Source organism: Aquirufa aurantiipilula, assembly GCF_019923745.1.
Classification (GTDB): Bacteria; Bacteroidota; Bacteroidia; order Cytophagales; family Spirosomataceae; genus Aquirufa; species Aquirufa aurantiipilula.
In genome coordinates this window covers 35,266-57,870 of record NZ_JAANOG010000011.1, presented here as the reverse complement: position 1 = coordinate 57,870, position 22,605 = coordinate 35,266, and the positions used below count along the sequence as shown (strand labels likewise).

Genomic DNA, 22,605 nt, shown 5'->3' with positions numbered 1-22,605 from the left:
ATGCCTAATAAGTTAATTAGCTATATATTCTTGAGTTTTGTCCTGGTTTTCATGACCTGGGCCTGCATTAATCCCATCAAAGATTTTGCCCAAATAGACTCTACTTCCTACATGACCATTGAAGCGGACATTGTGAATGATCCTACCATGTGTAAGATACGTTTGACTAGTTCCGCCAATAAAATCATGTCGGTATTATCACTTCCTGTCACCAAGGCAGATGTGTACATCGTTGACCAAGCAGGCACTAAAACAACCTTCAAGGAGGTTACAGGAGGAGCCACAGGCACTTATTTGCCCCCATCCGGTTTTGCTGGAAAAGTAGGTTCCACTTATCAATTATTTATCAAGACCTTGGATGGTAGGCAATACCAGAGTAGCCAAGAAGAAATGAATCCCGTTCCTGAGATTGAAAATATTGTGACTCAATTTGAGGTCTTAGATCAATATTCCAAAGGAGATGTTCGCCGAGCTGGATATACGGTTTATCTTGATTTTAAGGATAGTCCTAAGGAAGGTGATTATTACATGTGGAATTGGAAACATTATGAACCGATATCCATATGTGCTTCTTGTGGAGGAGGAGGTACTTGGAATTTTAGACAAAATACTTGTATTACTCCTGCCGTTGCAACGGATCAAATCTTGAATTATACCTGTGATGGGAAGTGTTGGGATATTTCAACAAACAATGATTTGAATGTGTTTTCGGATGTTTTAACCAATGGTCAACGCATTGTAGGTCGTCAGGTGGCTCGTGCTCCATTTGATAATTACACCCCTTATTACTTTCGTTTAGAGCAAAGAGGTATTTCAAAAAGTGCTTTTACATTCTATCAAAGTCTAATCGCTCAAGTACAATCTAGTGGATCGTTATTTGATGTACCTGCTGAAACAAGATTTAGTGTTAATGTGAAGTCGGTTACGAATCCAACAGAAAAGATTTTAGGGATATTTAATGTATTCTCAGTAAGTAAGAAAATCTTTTACATTGACCGTACGAAGGGCATTCCTCCAGGGGAAAAGGCATTTATACCTCAAGTTCCAGGAGAAATGTTTTTCTGTCCAGGAGTTTCTCCAGGTTGTCAGGACCGCGTTCCTTGCTTTGAGGGGCCAACCAGAACAAAGATTACACCAGAAGGGTGGACTTTATAAGAATTTTGCATCATCTTTGCGGCAAATTAGGACAAAATGGTAGGAGTTTTATTGGTTAATTTAGGTACTCCGGATGCTCCGGATACAGGTTCAGTTCGTCGATATTTAAGGGAATTTTTAATGGATGGCCGGGTAATAGATATCCTATATCCTTTTCGATTTCTTTTGGTTAATGGCATTATTGCGCCTTTTAGGGCTCCTAAGTCGGCAAAGATATATCAACAACTTTGGGAAGAACGCGGCTCTCCTTTGAAATTTTATGGAGAAGATGTGCGCGATGCATTACAAAAGAGCTTAGGTGAAAATTACGTGGTTAAATTGGCCATGCGTTATCAAAATCCAGATTTACCATCGGTTTTAAAAGAGATGGAAAAGCTTCAATTGGAAAAATTGATCATCATCCCTTTATTTCCACAATATGCTTCTGCTACTACAGGTTCTGTTTATGAGCGAGTGATGGAACTGATGAGCTCTTGGCAAATTATGCCCAGTATTTCATTGGTTAGTTATTTCTATCAAAGACCTGGATTTGCCGCCTATTTTGCCGAAAAAGCAAAGAAATACCAAGCGGATCATGACTTTGATTATTACTTATTTTCTTACCATGGAGTTCCAGAGCGACATATTCGAAATGGTGATATCACGAAAAATACCTGTGTTTTTGGCACCTGTTGTGAGCAAATTACAGAAAAGAATCATGGATGTTATCGCGCTCAATGCTTTGAAACGACTCGCTTGATTGCCAAAGAAATGGGTCTGAAAGAAGGAACATTTGGAACAGCCTTTCAAAGTAGGTTAGGTAGGGACCCTTGGTTACAGCCCTACACAGATGAAACCATCAAAAAATTAGTGAAGGAAGGCAAAAAGAAAATATTAGCTTTTTCTCCTGCCTTTGTGGCTGATTGTTTAGAAACAACCATAGAAGTGGGTGAGGAATACAAGGAATTATTTGAAGAGGCGGGTGGTGAACACTGGCAATTGGTTGAAAGTTTAAACAATTCACCTGAATGGGTAAGTTTCTTGAAGGATTTGGTGCATCAATCATAATGCCATGATATACTTTGTTTTAAGCGTTTTCTTTGCCGTTTTATTGTTGGTCAATTTTAGGATGCATGCCAAATTTGGAGTGGACACTAGTTTGACTATCCTCTTAAATTATCCCATTTGTTTTTTAACGGGCTGGGCTGTTCAGCCTAATGCACTACCATTTCATTGGCCAGATTTGTCTTATTCAATGGGAATGGTGGCCTTGGGTTTGGGTTTTGTGCTTACTTTCCTTTTGACAGGTTTTTCGACCCAGAAAAACGGCATGGCGACAACTTCCTTGGCCAATAATATCTCTTTAGTTATTCCTGTATTATTTAATTTATTGATTTGGAATCGGGGAGGGGCTACTTGGACTTGGCAAATCATTGTTGGTTTACTTTTGGCTTTTGGTGCTATTTATTTCTGTAGCCCACAAATAGATGCAAAGGGGCAAAATAAATCTTTATTAGCTTTATTATTGGTGTTTGTTGGATATGGAATAACCAATACAGCCTTCAATTTTTTGAATGCAGAAGTTGCCATAGAAGCAGGGGGGACAATTCCATTCATGCTGATGATTGTGGCTGGGGCAATTGGTGCTTCAGTACTGGAATTAGTTCGTGGAACGATCTTAGGGAAATTTACTTGGAATAAGTCTTCTATGTTGGCGGCTTTTCCTTTAGGATTGCCTAATTTCTTCTCCTTTTACTTTTTATTGAAAACCTTGGATTACTTTGGTAACAATGGAGCGATAGTTTTGCCAATATTTAATATTGGAGTAATAGTGGGATCTACGGCCGTAGCCTACTTGTTTTTTAAGGAGAAAATAAGCGGTCGACAGGGCATTGGAATTAGTTTAGGCTGTATTGCTATTGTTCTATTACTACTTTAAAGAAATACATATGGAAGTTGAGATATTCACCTTGGCAGATTATGCTGCCGATTATGGACAAGGCAAATTGGTGATCAATGGCACGTTTGATAACATCACGGCCAAGGAGTTTCCTGCCATTCATCCATCTTGTGCTATTGTTGCCCGTATTCGAATAGCAAATTCGGAGCTTGGATTGCATTATTTCCAAATTGATGCTTTAAATCCACAGGGCGACAACTTCCATGAGCCATTTAAAGGAGAGTTCACGATACAAAAGAACCCCAATGCGGATCATACCACGTTGAATATCATTTGGAATTTAGTTCATTCCAAATTTGAGATGCCCGGGAAATACGCTTTTGAGTTCTTCTATGATAGGGAATTCAGAACGGGATTGAGCCTGACAGTAGGGGTGGTAGATTATTAGTTTTTAGTGATTAGTTATTAGGGATTAGATTCTTCAATTACTAATCACTAAACACTATTAAAGTACATTCGCTGTTTGCTCTTTGATTTTCTCTAATTCATCTTTCATGTTTACCACGATACGCTGGATTTGAGAATCATTGGCCTTGGACCCAATGGTGTTGATTTCTCGGCCAATTTCTTGCGCCATGAAATTTAATTTTTTACCGTTCCCTTCTTTTAATACTTCAAGGAAATATTCTAGGTGAGTCGCTAAGCGAACTTTTTCTTCAGAAATATCAAATTTCTCAATGTAATATACCACCTCTTGCTCGAAACGATTTTGGTCAAAATCTTCATTCAATCCTAAGTCCAACAAGGACTTTTTCATCCGTTCACGGATATTAGGCATACGAATCAAATCTTGCTCTTTTACAGCATCAAGTCCATTCTTAATCGAAGCAATGTATTCCTTGAATTTCTCTTCTACCACATTACCTTCTCTCAAACGAAAGGATTTACATTCTTGAGTCGCCTCTTGTATGATCTCAAAAATGGATTGCCAAAGGGCCTCTACTTCTTCTTCCGTTTCTTGGCTTTGTTCGGCCTGAATGGTATTGGGCATGGATAAAGCATGCAAATACAGGGCTGTTTCATTCACAGATTCTACCCCAACTTGCTTTGCTACTCGCTTTAATTCACTGAATAATTCTTCAATTTGCTTTTCCGGTAACAGGCTAGGAGAGGCCGTTTCCGTGGCCTTTTGCATAGTCAATGATAACTCTATTTTTCCTCGTTCTAATTGCTGAGTAAGGTAATTTCGTACTTCAATTTCTCTAGCAGAAAGCGACTTGGGCAGGCGACAAAACAAATCGGTGAATTTAGAATTCAAACTCTTGACCTCTACTTTGATTTGAAGATCTTGTATTTCTTTTTGGGCCTTCCCAAAACCGGTCATCGAATATATCATATACTTATACTTTCTTTTTTCTAAAATCTAATCCTAAGGACAATCCTAAGAATAAAATCAATCCAATGGAGGCCAAACCATCTATATTGCCTCCTGTCTCTACTGATTTCGGAGCAAATTTGAATTCAATTTGATGTTTACCAGCAGGTACCACCATGGCTCGTAATACGTAATTAGCTCGTACATGTGGCATTTCTTTTCCATCAATATAGGCTTTCCAATCTTGATTCCCTCGGTAATAAATCTCGGAGAAAACGACTAGTCCTGATGCACTTAATTGACTTTGATAAGTCAATTTATTGGGGGCATATTGACTTAAAATAACTTGTCCTGTACTTGGGACAGGTTGAAATTCGCCCAACCATTTTTTGTCTTGATTTTCCAATACTGCTTCTTGAGCTGGATTAATTTTTTCTATGGCATTCAAAGCCTCATCGGCATTGTTAGCCCATTTGATTTGAGATACAACCCAAGCATTCCCCAAAGCCGAAGGGTTGGTTTGAGCAATAGCTTGGTTCGTTGAATCCATACCAATTACATATTTGGTATTTAACATATTCAATACCGTCATTTGAGCTGGACTTCCAGCAAAATATTTCTCTATCAATTCTTGATATCGCCTAAGCTTAGCTCCGTGATATCCTCCAATGGAATGGTGGTAATAACTGGTGGTGGCATCGTTCATGAACGATACGGTCGAATTCAATACGCGGAATTGACTTTTATCGGCTAAGATTTGTTGATCCGCAGGACTTGGCTCTATATTTTCTTCCAGTGTGCTTTTAGAAACAAAGAATTCTTTTCCAAAATACCGTTTGGCAACAGGTGCAACATCCAAAACGAGTAAAAGTACCAATCCAAATACCCAAATGCTCTTTTTAACTTTCTCCATTGTGCTGACAAAAATCAATCCCGCAGCGAACAAAATAAAGAAGAAACTTCTCCAAGCATCTGAAGTAAATAAGGCAATACGATCTAATCGGATGCTATTCCAAATAGCAGTATTTAAGTTGGTATCTTGAATGAGTTGGATGCCATCTTGTGGTCCTTTGAAAGAAAGAAACAAATCAGGTAATAAGGCTAATATCAAACACAAACCGGCAGTAAAGCCGAATGATATCAATAAGGGCTTTTTGATTTGTTGAAAACTAGGTTTTTCTTTTGATAATTGAATTAAGCCTAGCATAGCTAAAGCCACCAATCCAAATTGTACAAATGACAAGACCATGGTAATGGCTCTGAACTTATTGAAAAGAGGAAAATGGTCAAAAAGGAAGTCATTAAAGCCAAAGTTTTTACCCCATGAAAAAGTAGTAAATAATAACGTAATGAAGATAATCCACCATTTTTCTTTGCTCTTGACATAAAGTGCCGCAAACAAAAATAAGAAGATGATGACAGCACCCGCATAGGCAGGTCCTGCTGTATAACTTTGTTCTCCCCAATAAGTAAATCCTTTTTCCACAAAGCCAAGCGATTGTTCTTCTGGAATACCGGCATCCGTCATGGTTTTGAAGGTATTGGATTTGCTTCCTCCTAAATCACCTTGGGAAGCTCCACCCATGAAATTAGGTATTAATAAAGTACCCGTTTCAGCAATTCCATACGACCAATCAAAGGCATATCCTTTATCCAGTCCATTACCTCTTGACGCGTTAGCTTTCAGTTCTGATGGACCGCGAGTAGTTTCTTTACTATACTCATAATTATTCCATAATCGCATCGTGTGCGTTCCTAAGGCTAAGACTAAGCCTAAAGCCATCCATAAACCATTGATTATCCAGCGCTTGAATTGACCAGCTTTAATCGCCTCAGTCAATAAGTAAAGCTTGATCGCACCAATAATGAAGAATAAATAATAGGTAATCTGAATGTGGTTGGCATATAATTCAAGTGCCATGCCCAAAGTAAAAATGGCTAATCCAAGCCACTTTCTTTGTCCCCAACACAGTCGTAAACCCGCCAAAACCACTGGGGCATACGCTAAGGCTAACACCTTAGAAGTGTGTCCTGCTGGAATAATGACCATGTTGTAAGTAGCAAAGGCATAAGCAACAGAACCGGCAAATCCTAAAATTGGCGAGATGCCCAAGGCCCATAAAAATAGGTACATGCCAAGCAATTGCAAGAAAATAAGGTTAACAGGGTTAGGTAGGATATTAGTAATCCAGCTACCTAGGTAGCTGGAGATACTGTTCGGATAAGAGCCTGAAATTTGGTAGGATGGCATTCCACTAAACATGGAATTAGTCCACCAGGCATCTTGTCCTGTTTCATTTTTAAATTGAACACTTTCCCTTGCCGCAGCTTGCGCCTGCTGTATGTCGTGCTGAATCAATACTTTCCCCTCTAAAACGGGGCCACAATAAAGAAATGCAATGATGACAAAGCCAAGTATGACTAAACCATGTGGCAAAAAGGAACGAAAATCAATTTTCATGCGGGTGAATTATTTAATCGCGACTAATTCTAATTCAAAAGTTAAATCTTTTCCAGCCATTGGGTGGTTCGCATCCAATGTTACATGCGTATCTGTTAAATCAGTCACAGTTACTTCTATAACATGTCCGCCATCTTGGTGCATATTTAAAGTAACGCCCAATTCTACTGGAATATGAGATGGAATTTGATTTCTTTCAATGGTTAAGGTGTTTTCTGGAGAATGCTCGCCATAAGCTTCTGCAGCTGGAATAGTAATGGTTTTTTTCTCACCAATAGTCATTCCAGTCACACCATCATCAAATCCTTTGATAACCATGCCAGAACCTAATTGAAATTCTAATGGGTTGCTTCCAACGGACGAATCAAAGATACTGCCATCGGTATGTTTTCCTGTGTAATGAACGGCAACCTGGTCGCCAGTTTTTGCAATAGACATAATGTATTGTTAAGTGTAAAAAATCAGGGACAAAGGTCAGTATTTTTTTATTAATCGAGGCATGAATAGAGGAAGATTTTCGACTATTTCATCGTAACGACACTGATACCTGCACCTCCGCGGTCGGCATGTTCATCCTGTACCTGCTTGATTTGGGCATAGCGTTTTAATTGCTCTCTAACCAAACTCCGTAAAATACCATCACCCTTTCCGTGTAAAATTCGTACTTCAGGAGCGCCTAAAAGCAACACATCGTTGATGTATTGATCCAAAGTCACCCAAACTTCCTCACCTCTTTTGCCTCGTAAATCTAGTGTTAAGCTAAATTGCGCCATTCGGTCATTAATGTCAATGCCTTTTAAAGGAGCAGTTTTGATTTTCTCTGTTTTGGGAGCTTGGACCTTTTGTAATCGCTTTAATTTAATAGTAGAACTAATAGATCCTAAGGCCAACAATGCATCTTTGCCTTTGATTTCTAATACTTGACCTACTGTTGGTTCACTACCTCCATCTTGTATCGCAACCCAGTCCCCGACAGCGATTGGACCACTGATTAGTTTGACAATTGGATTCGATGCTGGTTTAGGTTTTACTGGAGCCTCAATGAGTGATTTTTGGGCAAAATCATCCAGCTTTTCTCGAAGCACTTTGGTCTCTTCCTTGCCAGCTGCTTTTTCCTTAATCTCTCGAATGGTTTGCTCAATTCGTTGATTGGCTTCTTTGACCAATTGTTTAGCTTCAGCCTTGGCTTTATTGATGATGTTTTTTTGCTCTTCTTGCAAATGATTTTTCAACTGCTCATATTGCTGTTTGATGGCATCTACTTGTTCATTTTGAAGACTAAGGCTATTGTTTTTACTTTGCCAAATCTGCTTCTCTGTTTCAGTTTCTAGTAAAAGCTTATCAAAATCAACCTGCTTTTTACCGAGTTTTTTTCGGGCATTTTCAATGATACCCGTTGGTAAACCTATTTTTTGAGCAATTTCAAAAGCAAATGAACTACCTGGTTTACCCATATCTAAGATAAATAAAGGTTCCAAATGTGCTGTATCATAGCGCATGGCAGCATTGAATAATCCTTCTTTGCGGTCGGCTAAACTTTTTAGATTACCAAAGTGCGTATTGATAGCACCATAACAACCTTTATCAGCCAATTTTTCCAGAATAGCTTCAGCAATGGCTCCTCCTAAAGAGGGTTCAGTACCTGTACCAAATTCATCCACTAATACCAATGTTTTTGCATTGGCATGTTGAAGGAAATAACGCATGTTACTCAAATGAGAACTATAAGTACTTAATTCATTTTCTAGATTCTGTTCATCTCCCATATCTAGAAAAATCTGCTGAAAGAATCCCATGCTAGAGCCTTCTTCGATTGGCACCAAACATCCTGATTGATAAAGATATTGCAATAGCCCAACGGTACTTAAGGTGACAGATTTACCTCCAGCATTTGGGCCAGAGACTACCATAAGTCGTTTCTTTTCGTCTAAATGAATCGACAAAGGCTTAATTTTTTTACCTATTTTCTCCAGAGATTTTTCTAATAAAGGATGACGAGCATTTCGCCAATCTAAACTAGGTTTTTCCTGTAAATGAGGTAAAATAGCACGGTGTTCTTGGGCCCACATGGCTTTTGCGCGTATAAAATCAATCAAACCTAACCATTGTAACCATTGAGTCAACATAGGTACCATGGGTCTTACACGGTCAGATAAACGTGAAAGTATCTGAATGATTTCTCGCTTTTCTGCCGACTCCAAAGATTTGATTTCATTATTGGCTGTTAACGCATCGGCAGGTTCTAAAAATACGGTTTTACCTGTATCAGATTCATCTTGGACAAAACCTTTGATCTTCCGTTTATGTTCAGCTGCCAAAGGAATTACCATTCGACCATTTCTGAGCGTCAAGGAGAAATCCTTAGAAATCCAGCCTTGTTGTTGTGCTTGATTCAACAGACTATCAAGCTTCTTCCGCAATCCTTGCTCTTCGGCATTTTTCTTCCTTCTAATCTCTCCTAATTCCGAGGATGCATTTTCTTTTATTTGTCCATTGGCATCAAATACCCTACCTAATTCTTGCAAAACAGGTAATAATTGCATGTAATCCTGATCTGAAATCTCTGCGATTTTTTGGGAATACTGACGAGTTAATTGATGTAATTCTGGATAGGTTTCAGCATCTAAAAGGTGAAAAAATCGAATGCATTGGTAGAGTACATCCAATCCCCTTTGCCAATCTCTCCATTGGTCGGCTGATAAATAATTTCCTTCCAAGGTTAACGGAGCAAGCCATGGACGTAAGTCATAATAATCTACTTGTGGCCATTCTCCTCCACGCTCAGCCATCAATTGCTTCATTTCATGCACTTGATTGACCCATTGTTTTACTAAGGGAAATCGATTAGAAAAGCGCATTTTTTCTGCGAATTCTACTCCCATCTGGCTGAGACAAGCTGCTTTGATGTCGGACTGAACATGGCTAAAGCCTATTTTGTCAGCTAATCCTTCAGGGTAATTCATGCGGTATAAAAGGCTTTAATTTTGGCAAGTAGTACCTCGTTGATTTTGCGGTAACTTTCAATGGTCCATCCAGCTACGTGTGGACTGAATAGGGTAGCAGGATAGGAACTTATTTGATCAAATAATATTTTTTCTTCTGTTGACCAAGTATTGATTTTTTCATTAGGTAAAACATCCAATATAAGTCCTTGTATTTGACCACTTTGTAAGCCTGATAATAAGGCCGGCAAAGGAGTAATGGCACCTCTTGAACTATTGATGAGGACAATGGGCTTTTTAAATTGAGATATCCATTGCTCATTTACCATACCGCGAGTTTCCTCTGTTAAAGGGATATGCAATGAAACAATATCTGCGTGATCAAAAATATCCTGCATATCAGCATTATACCGACTAACGGGTTGGTATTTGTCATAAACCAACATGGTAGATCCAAAGCAGCTTAAACGACTAGCTACCGATTGTCCCATATGTCCATAACCTATGATACCAATGGTTTTTCCAGAAATCTCCCAACCTCTGTTTCCTTCTCTGTCCCAGATTCCTTGCCTTACTTCTTTGTCGGATTTATGCATATGATGAGCTAGACTTAATAATTGACCAATTACATGTTCAGCAACAGCTTCTTTATTGCCTTCGTTTGCGGCAAAAACGGCTACGTTTTGTTGATGGGCAGCTTCTAAATCAATCAAATCCAATCCTGCCCCTGCTCTTGCAATAAATCGTAGAGAAACAGCTTTTGTTAGAAATGAAGTATCAATTTTGAGCTTACTTCGAACCACTAAACCTTCAAAATGAGCAATTTGTTGAATAATTTCCTCTTTGCTCCATGTGCTTCCATCTACCACAGAAAATTGCATAGCCTCCAAGCCAATGGCCATGGATTCATGTACTTCATCGATGATTAGGACTTGGGCGGGCATGTTATGCTTGCATTCTATTTTTTACTAAATCCATTGCCAAAAAGATGGCATTCATGAAGGAACTAGGATCAGCTTCATTTTTACCAGCTATATCATAGGCAGTTCCATGATCTGGAGATGTTCTAATGATGGGAAGTCCCGCAGTAAAATTGACACCGGTATCAAAAGCTATGTATTTGAAAGGTATCAAACCTTGATCATGATACATACCTAAAACGCCATCAAATTCTTTGAATTGTGCTTTACCAAAAAAACCATCGGCTGGATATGGACCAAACACTAAATTTCCTTTGCTTCTAAATTCGTCGATGACTGGTTGAATGATTTCTAATTCCTCTTTTCCTAATAAGCCCGATTCTCCTGCATGAGGGTTTAATCCTAATACAGCTAATTTGGGTTTATCAATAGAGAAATCTTCTTTCAAACTCTTTAAAAACAAACTGATTTTATCTTTTAGCAATTGGGCATTCAAGGCATTGCTTACTTCTTGTAAGGGTAAATGTCCCGTAGCAACTCCCATACGTAGGTTATCACTTACCATCATCATTAATGACGATTTGGCATCAAAACGTTCGGTTAAATATTCTGTATGTCCAGGAAATGAAAATGCCTCAGACTGAATGTTATGTTTATTGATAGGAGCAGTCACCAAGGCAGATAATAAGCCACGATCTAAATCTTTAATCGCCATTTCCAGGCAATCAAAGGCGGCTTTTCCAGCTTCTTGGGTTACTTTTCCAGGTTCAACCATGGTATCTTTATCGTCCCATGCTTTCACTAAATAACTTTGACCTTCTTGTACCTGATTAAGGTTGTCAACTATTTTGATAGACCAATCTTTCAGCTCTAATTTTTGTCGGTAGAAATCCAATACCTTTTTAGAACCATAAATGACAGGAGTACACCATTTCAAAATTCTTGGGCTACCCAATGCTTTTAAAATGATCTCAGGGCCTATGCCATTATAATCACCTAGGCTAATACCAATCAAAGGTTTATTTGTGTTCATGCTTCAAAAATTCAGCCTGCAAGTTAAGAAATTTCGAGGGAAGAGGGCTTGATTTTTTTTGTGGTCCCTTTTTCGGAAAATAATCTACCGGCAAATTAGTAACGAACCCTATAATTATTGTAAATTTTTAATATTCGGCAAAGAAAATGGGGCAATTAATGCAAAAATGCCAATTATTTTAGCATTTTTGTTAGAATGCAATAATTGAAGATAATGCCAAAGTCATACGTAAGAAAAATTTCTAGTCTCCTTATCGCCAATCGTGGTGAAATCGCTATTCGTATCATGCGTGCTGCCTCCGAATTGGGGATTCGGACCGTCGCTGTTTATACCTTTGAGGATAGGTATTCCTTACACCGTTACAAAGCGGATGAAGCCTACCAAATTGGTAAAGACGATGAGCCTTTAAAACCTTATTTGGATTATGAAGGATTGATTGCTTTATGTAAAAGCAAAAACATCGATGCGATACATCCGGGATACGGATTTTTATCCGAGAATGTCAATTTGGCTCGTCGTTGTAGGGAAGAAGGAGTTGTCTTTGTAGGTCCTTCTCCAGAGGCGATGGATGCATTGGGTGATAAAGTTGCTGCGAAAGTTGCGGCCATGAAAGCCAATGTTCCGATGATTCAAGATTCAAAGGGAGATTTGTCAGTTTATTCATTGGCACTTTCTGAAGCCAAAAGAATTGGTTTTCCAGTGATGGTGAAAGCGGCAGCAGGTGGAGGAGGAAGAGGTATGCGTGTTGTTCGTTTAGAAGAAGATTTAGAAAAAGCTTACAATGAGGCTCGAAATGAGGCAAAGAATGCCTTTGGTGACGAAACGATTTTCATAGAGAAATTCATTGATCAGCCCAAACATATAGAAGTACAGTTATTGGGTGATCAACATGGTAATTTGGTGCACTTATATGAACGCGATTGTTCTGTTCAGCGCCGATTCCAAAAGGTGGTAGAAATAGCACCTTCTTTTGGTCTCAAAGACGAAACGAAAAAGAAATTATACCAATATGCTCTTTCAATAGGTAAAGCAGTAAACTACTACAATGCCGGTACGGTAGAGTTTTTAGTTGACCGTGACGAAAACATTTATTTCATTGAAGTTAATCCTCGTGTTCAAGTTGAGCACACGATTACGGAGGAGGTAACAGGAATAGATATCGTTCGTACCCAAATATTAATTGCTCAAAATTACAAACTGTCTGATCCTGGTATTTACATCCTGTCACAAGAAGATATTCCTTTGAGAGGATTCGCTATTCAATGTCGAATTACCACCGAGGATCCAACTAATGGCTTTAAGCCAGATTTTGGTACTATCATTGCCTACCGTAATGCTGCTGGATTTGGCATAAGACTAGATGAAGGTTCTTCTTATCCTGGAGTAAAAATATCTCCGTATTTTGATTCCATGTTGGTGAAAGTTTCTGCTAAAGGAAGAACTTTATTAGGAGCAGCTGAACGCTTAAATCGTGCATTAACTGAGTTTCGTATTCGTGGGGTGAAAACTAATATTCCTTTCCTAAGAAATGTAATTTCACATCCAATCTTCCAGAATGGTCAGTGTACCGTTCAGTTTATTGATACGCATCCAGAATTATTTAAGTTCACGCCAACCCGTGACCGTTCTACAAAGGCTTTGCGCTATTTAGGCGAAGTGATTGTCAATGGAAACCCCGATGTTAAGGTCAAACCTACGGCGAGTTTCAGACCACCAATTATTCCATATTCGGATGCTTTGTCTGATTTTCCAAAAGGCAATAAGCAGTTGTTGATGGAATTGGGACCTGAGAAATTTGCCAAGCACATTCGTGAGACGAAGCAAGTGTTATTTACGGATACCACATTCCGTGATGGTCATCAGTCGTTATTAGCTACACGTGTCAGAACACAAGATATGTTGGCTGTGGCTTCGGGCTTTGCCAAATCTTTTCCTCAATTGTTTTCCATGGAAGTTTGGGGTGGTGCTACGTTTGATGTAGCTATGCGATTCCTTCAAGAATCTCCTTGGAAGCGTTTACAGGAATTCCGTCAAGCTATGCCGAATATGTTGCTTCAAATGTTATTCCGTGGATCCAATGCTGTGGGATATTCGGCCTATCCGGATAATTTGATTGAGAAGTTCGTAGAGAAATCATCGGAAGCAGGAATTGACGTCTTTCGTATTTTTGACTCTTTGAACTGGGTGGAGGCAATGAAAGTGTCGATTCGTGCAGTGAGAGAAAGAACTCCTGGTATTGCTGAAGCAGCCATTTGTTACACTGGAGATGTATTTACCAATGAGAAATATAATTTACAGTATTACTTGGATTTGGCTCGTCAGTTAGAAGATGAGGGAGCTCATATGTTAGCTATTAAAGATATGGCTGGTTTATTAAGACCTTTCCAAGCAGAGCTATTAGTTAAAGAACTTAAAAAGGCAGTGGATATACCTATTCACTTGCATACACATGATACGGCATCAATTCAATCTGCTACTTATTTAAAGGCAATTGAAGCGGGAGTAGACGTGGTTGATGGTGCTTTAGCTGCAATGTCAGGACTAACCTCTCAACCGAATCTGAATTCTTTGGTAGCGATGATGCAAGGTCACGCTGACCAAGATTTGATAGATTTAGAGGAGATGAATCAGTATTCCAACTATTGGGAAGCGGTGAGAACTTGGTATACACCATTTGAATCGGAATTGAAGGCGGGTACTGCAGAAGTATATGATAATGAGATTCCAGGAGGACAATATACCAACTTACGTGGACAGGCAGTTGCTCTAGGCGTAGGGGATAAATTTGAATTATTGAAGGATAATTATTCTGAAGCCAATAAGTTATTTGGTGATATAGTTAAGGTAACACCTTCATCCAAAGTAGTAGGAGATATGGCTATTTTTATGACTGCCAATTCTTTAACCGCTGAAGATGTATATGCTAAAGGAGCAACGCTTTCTTTCCCAGAGTCAGTAAAAGATTTCTTTAAAGGAGGTTTAGGTCAACCATATCAAGGATTCCCTAAACAATTGCAGGAAATCATTCTGAAGGGGGAGACACCGATGGAAGGAAGACCGAATGACCATTTGGCACCGATTGATTTTGATAAGGATTTTGCAGCTTTTCAAGCGAAATTCCCAGATAATGAAGGCGGATTCTATGATTACTTGTCGTATAAAATGTATCCGAAAGTATACGAAGATTACTACAAGAATCACCAAATTTATGGCGATTTAACGGCCATGCCAACACCTGCATTCTTCTATGGCTTAAAGCAGGATGAAGAAATCATGATTACCATTGAGCCAGGAAAAACGATTATTGTGAAGTTCTTACACATGTCTGAGCCTGATGAGTCAGGTTTACGTAATGTGACTTTTGAATTGAACGGTCAAGCTAGAAGAATTAAAGTTCTTGATAAAAATATTAAAGTAGAACGTCCACAACACGTTAAGGCTTCTCAAAAAGGAGATATCGGCGCACCTTTGCAAGGACGCCTAAGTCGTATCTTGGTGAAACCAGGCGAAGAAGTAAAGAAAAATGCTCCTTTGTATGTGATTGAGGCTATGAAGATGGAGTCTATTGTTTCAGCCCCATTTGAAGGAATCATTGGAAATGTAGTGCTACATGAGGGAACAGTAGTAGAGCAAGAAGATTTAGTTTTGACTTTGGAGGAGGCTAAATTACCAGAACCTAACGTAGAAGAATACTTATTTGTCTATGGTACGCTTCGTCGTGATTGTGGTAATGACCTACATCGTTTATTGGCGAGAAATTCTGATTATGTAGGTATGGCAACTTACCAAGGTCGCATGTACCAAGTAGCAGAATATCCAGGTATCATTGCTTCTGAAGATCAGAAAGATCAAGTGATAGGTGAGTTGTATTTATTATCAAATACAATTAAACTATTGAGTGTTTTGGATGAGTATGAAGAGTTTGATGCGGATAAGCCAGATAAAAGTTTGTTCGTAAGAACTAAAGTTTCAGTTCAACTGAATGGACAAGAGGTTGAAAGCTATGCTTATTTGTACAATCGACCTACACAGGCAGATACACAAATTGTTTCAGGAGATTATTTAAAGAAATAAGATGAAAGTTTTCATTGGAATATTACTTTGTCTATTTACAAGTAATTTGATGGCTCAAAAGGCCTTGTTAAAGGCACATGCGCATAATGATTATGAACATACTAAGCCATTCTATGAAGCATTTAATTTAGGCTTTGGTTCCATTGAGGCTGACGTGTATTCCATCAAAGGAGAATTATTAGTAGCCCACGATGTAAAAGATGTCAAGGCAGATAGGACTTTGAAAACTTTGTATATTGATCCTATAGTGAAGGTTTTATCTGAAGATAAGCAAGGGAATTTTCATCAGTTCTTAATAGATTTTAAAACCAGTGCTGATTCGACACTACCCGTTTTGATTAAGGCATTGGAGCCTCATAAAGATTTATTCCTTAAAAGAGGTTTGAGAATTGTGATTTCGGGCAACCGTCCAGCGATTAAAAACTATGTATTGTATCCATCATGGATCACATTTGACGGACGGTCTACCGAAACATATCCAGCTGGATTAGGAAATCGTGTTGTTTTAGAAAGTGAATCTTTATATAAATTTGGCGCTTGGAGTGGACAAGGCCCGATGAGTCCAGAATTAAAAGAGAAATTGAAAGCTTATGTAGAGCGAGTGCATGCTCAAGGAAGAAAATTGAGGTTATGGGCTACTCCGGATAGTTTATTGGGGTATCAAACCTTATATGATTTGGGAGTTGATTATATTGGGACGGATCATTTGAGTGAGTTAGCCGATTTCTTGAGATTAGCCGTTAAGTAGAAATTACAAAACCTTACCTTTACTTTATAAACCTACAACTATGATTAAGCGTCGGGAGTTTCTCCAGCAAAGTTCTTTATTGGCCTTGATGGCCTCTTTTCCTGCATCTGTAGCAGATTCATCATTCAAAATGGGTTATTCAGCCATTACTTGGGGAGGAAAAGATGAACAAGCTATTTTAGATATTGCTTCTTTAGGATTCAAAGGAATTCAGTTGAGAGCTAATTCTTACACTAAATACAAAGATAATTCACAGGATTTAAAAGCATTATTGGATGCATCCAAGCTTCAATTAGTGATGTTTTCCAGTGGCAATGTAGAAATAGATCCTGCCAAGGTTCCGGCCTCGATTGAACAGCATGTCAATCATGCCAAATTTGTTAAAGCTTTAGGAGGAAATTCCATTCAATTGACGAACAGTTTACGTAAGAAAGGTGAAAATCCAAGTCAAGGCGATTTGTTGAAATTGGCTGAAGTGATGAATGAAATTGGAAAAAGAACTAAAGAAGTAGGAGTTCAGGCAACCTATCATAATCACATGAACCAGTTTGGTGAAACACCTGAGGAGGTGGACACTTTGGTGAAAAACATGAATACAGATTATTTGAGATTGTTGTTGGATGTAGCACATTACCATCAAGGAGGAGGCAAACCAGCGGACGCAGTTTTAAAATACAAGGATGTCATCCATTCTTTTCATATCAAAGATGTAGAGAGTCCTGTCAAAGGTCAGGAAACAAATCCAGCTTCTTATAAGTTTGTAGAATTAGGACAAGGGGTAGTGGATATGAAGGGAATTTTTACCAATATCCGTAAAATTAAATTTAAAGGATGGGCTATAGTTGAATTGGACGGTGTGCCAGATAAGGCAAAAACACCTTTGCAATGTGGAACTATTAGTCGGGATTTTTTACGTGATTCTATCAACTACAAGTTTGTATAAATGCCTCAATTAGTTTCAAATGGCTCGTAAAAAAGGTTCGGCTAGTATATTATTCATTTTCATTACACTCGTTATTGATGTTTTGGGAATAGGTTTGATAGTTCCTATTATGCCTACCTTAATTTCTAGCTTTACAGGAGGTGATTTAAGTTCTGCTTCTCAATATTCGGGATGGATGATGGCATCATATGCGATCATGCAATTTTTGTTTTCCCCGGTTTTAGGAGGTTTGTCGGACCAATTTGGACGAAGACCTATTATTTTAATTTCCTTATTGGGTTTTAGTCTAAACTATTTAATTTCTGCTTTAGCACCAGATTTGATTTGGCTATTTTTGGCCCGAATTTTCTCAGGAATAACGGGTGCAAGCTTTACTACGGCACAAGCATATATTGCTGATATTTCCAAACCGGAGGATCGAGCTAAAAACTTTGGTATGGTAGGAGCTGCCTTTGGGATAGGATTTATTATTGGTCCTGCAGTGGGTGGTTTTTTAGGTAGTTATGGAGTTACCGTTCCTTTTTATGCTTCGGCGATATTGACTTTACTGAATGCCTTGTACGGTTATTTTGTTTTACCTGAATCTTTGGCTGTAGAAAACCGCAGGAAATTTGATATCAAACGTGCCAATCCTTTGGGTTCATTGAAAATATTCACTCGGTATCCATTAATTACAGGATTAGTGGGTGGGTATTTTTGTTTGCAATTAGCCGGTCAAGCACATCCAAGTACCTGGTCTTATTTTACCATGAAGGTCTTTTCATGGACTCCAACAGAAGTGGGCTATTCCTTGGCATTTGTGGGGGCGATTGTGGCCATTGTGCAAGGAGGTTTGTCACGATTTATCATGCCCAAGCTAGGAGATAAAAGAGCCATTTTGTATGGTTTAATGATGTATGGATTAGGCTTTTTCTTATTTGCCTATGCTACCAAGTCGTGGATGATGTATGTATTTATGGTACCTTTTGGATTAGGAGGAATAGCAGGACCAGCATTACAAAGTATGATTACGCAACAAGTAGGGCCAGATGCACAAGGAGAATTACAAGGAGGTTTAACCAGTTTACAATCCATCACAACTATTCTTGGACCATTAGTAGCATCCAATATGTTTGCTTACTTTACCTCTACTTCTGCACCAATCCAATTTCCAGGTGCTGCATTTTTTATTGCAGGAATTCTTGTTTTTATAGGCTTGGCTATCGTTTTGTCATCCATTTCTTCTAGAAAAAGGATTTAATTGACAATTGGTCTATTGCGGGGATGAGTGATTTTCATTTGCTCAATTATTACTATAATTTCGAATTCAATAAAAAATCCTAATCATGAAAAAAATCGTTTTTTTATGGGCAATCCTTGCCTTAAGTGTTAGTTCGTTTGTGGTATCTGCACAAACCGTAGATGAGATTTTAGCCAAGCACCAAGAGGCTATGGGAGGTGCTGAAAAGTGGAGTAAAGTTAAATCGGTGATTCAAAATACCAAGTTTACAATTCAAGGTATGGAAATACAATCCAAAGCTTCTATTTTGGTAGGAAAGGCTTTTCGTTCGGAGATTGATGTCATGGGGAATAAAATGGTACAAGTGATTGAGGGTGAAAATGGCTGGTGGATTCGACCACAGATGATGGGTGGTTCGGGTGAACCAGAGGATATGCCCAAGGAGATGATTAAAGTAAGCAAGAATCAAGAGTCTGTCGGTTCATTATTATTGACAGCCAAATTGGAAGGAAGTAAAATTGACCTAGTTAATAAAGAGAAGTTGGATGGGGCAGATGTTTATGTTTGTCAAATTACTAAAAAAGATGGCGAGGTAGCGACTGCATATGTGTCGGCAAGTACCCATTTAATCTTAAAATTTGCGACTAAAGTGAATCTAGGTGGTCAAGTAATGGATACTGAATTGAAGTTTTCCAACTACAAAGCTGTAGATGGTTTGTATTTCCCTTTTTCTATGGAAACAGTTAATCCTATGGGTGGAGGAACGATGCAAGTGGATACGACTTCTATTGAAATCAATCCAACGTTGGAAGCAGCAATTTTTGTTAAACCAGTGAAAAAATAGTTTTTTTAATTAAATATTGAAATACCCGAGGATTTAAATCCTCGGGTATTTTTTTTAACACCTTGTAAATCAATTAGATAAGTAGATTACTTGAGTATGATCCGAGGATTTAAATCCTCGGCTTCCAAACCACATTTAAGGCAAATACTGCTTGATGTGATTTCTGGCGCTTAAAATAGCTTTTTCAATATCTTCATCCGAACCTTCATAGGCCTTATCCTCAACTTCAATAACGATTGGTCCACGATACCTAACATCATTTAATGCAGAGATGAATTTACCCCAATGAATATCGCCTAGCCCAGGAATTTTGGGAGAATGGTATTCCAGAGGATTGGCTAAAATCCCCACTCGGTTTAATTTTTCAGGATAAACCTTGACGTCCTTCAGGTGAACATGATGCAATTTTTCCGCATAATGGTAAATAGGATAGGTATAATCCATCATTTGGAATACCATATGTGATGGATCATAATTCAAGCCAAAGTTTTTGGATGGGATTATACTAAATAACTGATCCCAAATTTTAGGCGTAGTCATGAGGTTTTTTCCTCCTGGCCACTCATCATCCGTAAAGAACATAGGACAGTTTTCTATACCAATTTTGATGTTCAAAGAATCAGCTAATCCGATGATCTCAGGCCAAACTTCGGTAAATTTTCCAATGTTGTAGTTGACATTTTTGGTATAATCTCTACCAATGAAGGTATTAACCCGACTAATTCCTAAAACGGCCGCTGCCCGAATGATTTTTTTGATATGCTCACGGTAAAACAATGCTTGGTCTTCATTGGGATCCATAGGATTGGGATAGTATCCTAAGGCGGAAATCTTAACAGGATGTAGAGCTAATTGTGCTTTAAGGGCAATTAATTCATCATGTGATAGATTGTCAACAGCAATATGACTTACACCCGCGTATCGACGAGTATCAGCATTGCTAGATGGCCAGCACATAATTTCTACACAAGCAAATTGTTGTTGTTGAGCAAAATCCAATACTTCCCATAAAGTTTTATTGGGAAGTATGGCTGAAACGAATCCTAAATCCAGCATGTGTTAATTGTATTTTTTATCGAGAAAATAAAATGTCGCAAATGATAAGGTAGTAATCCAAAGACCCACGGCTTCCCTTGCTAATTCTTGATTCATCGTTTTCATGCTCAAACCATCCGTGATGAATCCTTCCCATGCGGTCATTTCTACCCATGTTTGTAGCCCAGCCACTCCTGAAAGAATAAATAGAACTACCATTAACTCAGCATTTACTTTTCCAGATATTGCTCTAAAAGCTGTATACGTTGGAATCAAGTAAACAGGTACCCATAAAATGGGATCTGGGTCGTTCAATTGCCAATAGGCAAATAATATAAATATGAGCGTAAATACGATGCCTGAGATTAGAAATGCTTTGTTCATATTGATATGGTTTAGGTGTTATTCACAGAGTTTATGGACCGCCTCTTTGGCCCCTGGATAATTCATTTTGGAAGCTTGCTGAAATGCTAAACAGGCTTTTTCGCTTAATTTTTGTTGGTACAAGCTTAACCCTAATGCATAATATCCTTTTCCAAATGTAGGATTAATTTCAACACTTTTTTCAAAGTCTTTGGCTGCCTCTGTTAGGTTTCCACCTTGATAATAGATATTACCTCGGTTGTACAAAGCATTGATTTCTGTAGGATTTTTAACTAAGCAGGTAGTGAAATCTGCCAAGGCCAATTTAGGTTTAGCCAATGCAGCCCACACGATTCCTCTTTGTAAATAGGCTGAAGCCGAATCAGGGGCATTTTTTATAGCAATTTCCAAAGGAGCTAAGGCTTTTTCCCATTCTGATTTTTCCATTCTTACAGCCGCTAAATTTAATTGGGCTTGATATAATGAGGGCTTTAATTCTGTTGCTTTTAGATAGTTACTTTCCGCTTCCACGAATTTTTTCTCTTGAAAATCAATAACCCCCAACATGTTAAATGCTTCAGCAGAGCCAGGATTTTTCTCAATGGACTTTTTTAAAGCCTCCCGGGCAGATACTAATTCACCCTTTTTTAATCGAGTTTTAGCCTCTTCTAACCAAGCATCAGATGATGATGAACAAGAAGAAAGTAGGGCGATAAAAAGGCAGCCAACTAAGGGCCAGGATTTTAGGTAAGACATGTTGATTAAAAGCATCATCAAAGTTAATGCCTAGCGCTAAAATATCGGTATGTATTTTGAAAAAAGGGGCATTTTTTATTATATTTGCAACGGCAAATTACCAGCTCCCGCTGAATCCCCCAGGTCTTGATCGAAGCAAGGGTAAGTTGGTTGTAGCGGTGAATTTGCCATTTTTTTGTTTAAACCAATTCTTCTCATGAAATTTTTTATCGATACAGCTAATTTAGAGCACATTAAAGAAGCACAAGATTTAGGTATTTTAGATGGTGTTACAACCAATCCATCCTTGATGGCCAAAGAAGGCATCAGTGGAAAAGATCAGGTTTTGAAGCATTATAAAGCCATTTGTGATATTGTTGATGGAGATGTTTCTGCCGAAGTAATTGCTACCGATTTTGCTGGGATGATTCGTGAAGGTGAAGAATTGGCAGAATTAGATGAAAAAATTGTTGTTAAAATACCTATCATCAAAGATGGTGTAAAAGCGCTAAAATATTTTTCTGATCACGGAATCAAAACCAATTGTACATTGGTGTTTTCTGCTGGTCAAGCGTTGTTAGCTGCAAAAGCTGGTGCAACCTATGTATCTCCATTTATCGGTCGTTTAGATGATATTTCTTACGATGGTATTCAATTGATCGAACAAATTCGATTGATTTACGATAACTATGAATTCGAAACGGAAATTTTAGCCGCTTCGGTTCGTCACCCAATGCATATCATCAATTGCGCTGAAGTTGGTGCTGATGTAATGACAGGTCCATTATCTGCTATTCTAGCTTTATTAAAACATCCATTGACAGATAGCGGTTTGGCTACTTTCTTGGCTGATCACGAAAAAGCAAAGAATAAATAAGC

The 22,605-nt window shown here is 38.5% G+C and carries 19 protein-coding genes; 10 read left to right on the top strand and 9 right to left on the bottom strand.

Annotated features, from left to right (window positions below):
• The 4 genes from G9H60_RS11635 to G9H60_RS11620 are packed head-to-tail and all read left to right on the top strand — an operon-like array spanning position 1 to position 3,482.
• Positions 1-1,155: a DUF4249 domain-containing protein gene (locus tag G9H60_RS11635; RefSeq protein WP_223144229.1), complete on the top strand. Its 1,155-nt coding sequence runs from the start codon at positions 1-3 to the stop codon at positions 1,153-1,155.
• A gap of 36 nt (positions 1,156-1,191) precedes the next feature.
• A complete protein-coding gene (gene hemH / locus G9H60_RS11630; protein WP_223144228.1) occupies positions 1,192-2,202 on the top strand; it encodes a ferrochelatase in 1,011 nt (336 codons plus the stop codon).
• A 4-nt stretch (positions 2,203-2,206) separates the two neighbouring features.
• The gene (locus G9H60_RS11625) at positions 2,207-3,073 is read left to right on the top strand and encodes an EamA/RhaT family transporter (RefSeq protein ID WP_223144227.1); all 867 of its coding nucleotides are present in this window, start codon (positions 2,207-2,209) and stop codon (positions 3,071-3,073) included.
• A 10-nt stretch (positions 3,074-3,083) separates the two neighbouring features.
• Positions 3,084-3,482, top strand: coding sequence for a DUF6941 family protein (locus G9H60_RS11620; RefSeq protein ID WP_223144226.1), 399 nt, complete (start codon positions 3,084-3,086; stop codon positions 3,480-3,482).
• A gap of 57 nt (positions 3,483-3,539) precedes the next feature.
• Here the strand turns inward: G9H60_RS11620 and G9H60_RS11615 are convergent, their stop codons facing one another.
• From G9H60_RS11615 to pdxA, 6 genes are all read right to left on the bottom strand, one after another.
• The gene (locus G9H60_RS11615) at positions 3,540-4,430 is read right to left on the bottom strand and encodes a YicC/YloC family endoribonuclease (protein WP_223144225.1); all 891 of its coding nucleotides are present in this window, start codon (positions 4,428-4,430) and stop codon (positions 3,540-3,542) included.
• Positions 4,431-4,434: 4 nt separating this feature from the next.
• Positions 4,435-6,870: a YfhO family protein gene (locus G9H60_RS11610; RefSeq protein ID WP_223144224.1), complete on the bottom strand. Its 2,436-nt coding sequence runs from the start codon at positions 6,868-6,870 to the stop codon at positions 4,435-4,437.
• A gap of 9 nt (positions 6,871-6,879) precedes the next feature.
• The gene (locus G9H60_RS11605) at positions 6,880-7,308 is read right to left on the bottom strand and encodes an FKBP-type peptidyl-prolyl cis-trans isomerase (protein WP_223144223.1); all 429 of its coding nucleotides are present in this window, start codon (positions 7,306-7,308) and stop codon (positions 6,880-6,882) included.
• Positions 7,309-7,391: 83 nt separating this feature from the next.
• Positions 7,392-9,833 (bottom strand): endonuclease MutS2, encoded by a 2,442-nt coding sequence (locus G9H60_RS11600; protein WP_223144222.1) that lies wholly within the window; start codon positions 9,831-9,833, stop codon positions 7,392-7,394.
• Complete coding sequence (locus tag G9H60_RS11595) at positions 9,830-10,756, bottom strand: NAD(P)-dependent oxidoreductase (protein ID WP_223144221.1); 927 nt, start codon at positions 10,754-10,756, stop codon at positions 9,830-9,832. The genes G9H60_RS11600 and G9H60_RS11595 overlap by 4 nt, the downstream gene beginning before the upstream one ends.
• Before the next feature lies 1 nt (position 10,757).
• On the bottom strand, positions 10,758-11,765 hold the full coding sequence (gene pdxA, locus G9H60_RS11590; RefSeq protein ID WP_223144220.1) for a 4-hydroxythreonine-4-phosphate dehydrogenase PdxA: 1,008 nt from the start codon (positions 11,763-11,765) through the stop codon (positions 10,758-10,760).
• Positions 11,766-11,978: 213 nt separating this feature from the next.
• Between pdxA and G9H60_RS11585 the strand changes: the two genes are divergently transcribed.
• The 5 genes from G9H60_RS11585 (at position 11,979) to G9H60_RS11565 (ending at position 19,593) form a co-directional block, all read left to right on the top strand.
• Positions 11,979-15,839, top strand: a complete 3,861-nt coding sequence (locus G9H60_RS11585; RefSeq protein WP_223144219.1) for a pyruvate carboxylase — start codon at positions 11,979-11,981, stop codon at positions 15,837-15,839.
• 1 nt (position 15,840) lies between these two features.
• On the top strand, positions 15,841-16,587 hold the full coding sequence (locus G9H60_RS11580; RefSeq protein WP_223144218.1) for a PI-PLC domain-containing protein: 747 nt from the start codon (positions 15,841-15,843) through the stop codon (positions 16,585-16,587).
• Positions 16,588-16,627: 40 nt separating this feature from the next.
• Positions 16,628-17,530, top strand: a complete 903-nt coding sequence (locus tag G9H60_RS11575) for a sugar phosphate isomerase/epimerase family protein (RefSeq protein WP_223144217.1) — start codon at positions 16,628-16,630, stop codon at positions 17,528-17,530.
• 19 nt (positions 17,531-17,549) lie between these two features.
• The gene (locus tag G9H60_RS11570) at positions 17,550-18,770 is read left to right on the top strand and encodes a TCR/Tet family MFS transporter (RefSeq protein ID WP_223144216.1); all 1,221 of its coding nucleotides are present in this window, start codon (positions 17,550-17,552) and stop codon (positions 18,768-18,770) included.
• Positions 18,771-18,855: 85 nt separating this feature from the next.
• Complete coding sequence (locus G9H60_RS11565; protein WP_223144215.1) at positions 18,856-19,593, top strand: LolA-like protein; 738 nt, start codon at positions 18,856-18,858, stop codon at positions 19,591-19,593.
• A gap of 135 nt (positions 19,594-19,728) precedes the next feature.
• On the opposite strand, the gene G9H60_RS11560 is transcribed toward G9H60_RS11565, so the two are convergent.
• Genes G9H60_RS11560 through G9H60_RS11550 form a run of 3 tightly spaced genes read right to left on the bottom strand, consistent with a single transcriptional unit; the run spans position 19,729 to position 21,747 of the window.
• On the bottom strand, positions 19,729-20,649 hold the full coding sequence (locus tag G9H60_RS11560; protein ID WP_223144214.1) for a sugar phosphate isomerase/epimerase family protein: 921 nt from the start codon (positions 20,647-20,649) through the stop codon (positions 19,729-19,731).
• A gap of 3 nt (positions 20,650-20,652) precedes the next feature.
• Complete coding sequence (locus tag G9H60_RS11555) at positions 20,653-21,012, bottom strand: transmembrane 220 family protein (protein WP_223144213.1); 360 nt, start codon at positions 21,010-21,012, stop codon at positions 20,653-20,655.
• Positions 21,013-21,030: 18 nt separating this feature from the next.
• Complete coding sequence (locus tag G9H60_RS11550; RefSeq protein ID WP_223144212.1) at positions 21,031-21,747, bottom strand: tetratricopeptide repeat protein; 717 nt, start codon at positions 21,745-21,747, stop codon at positions 21,031-21,033.
• Between the two features lie 196 nt (positions 21,748-21,943).
• Here G9H60_RS11550 and fsa point away from each other — a divergent pair, with 196 nt between their 5' ends.
• The gene (fsa, locus tag G9H60_RS11545; RefSeq protein ID WP_223144211.1) at positions 21,944-22,603 is read left to right on the top strand and encodes a fructose-6-phosphate aldolase; all 660 of its coding nucleotides are present in this window, start codon (positions 21,944-21,946) and stop codon (positions 22,601-22,603) included.
• Positions 22,604-22,605: the final 2 nt, after the last annotated feature.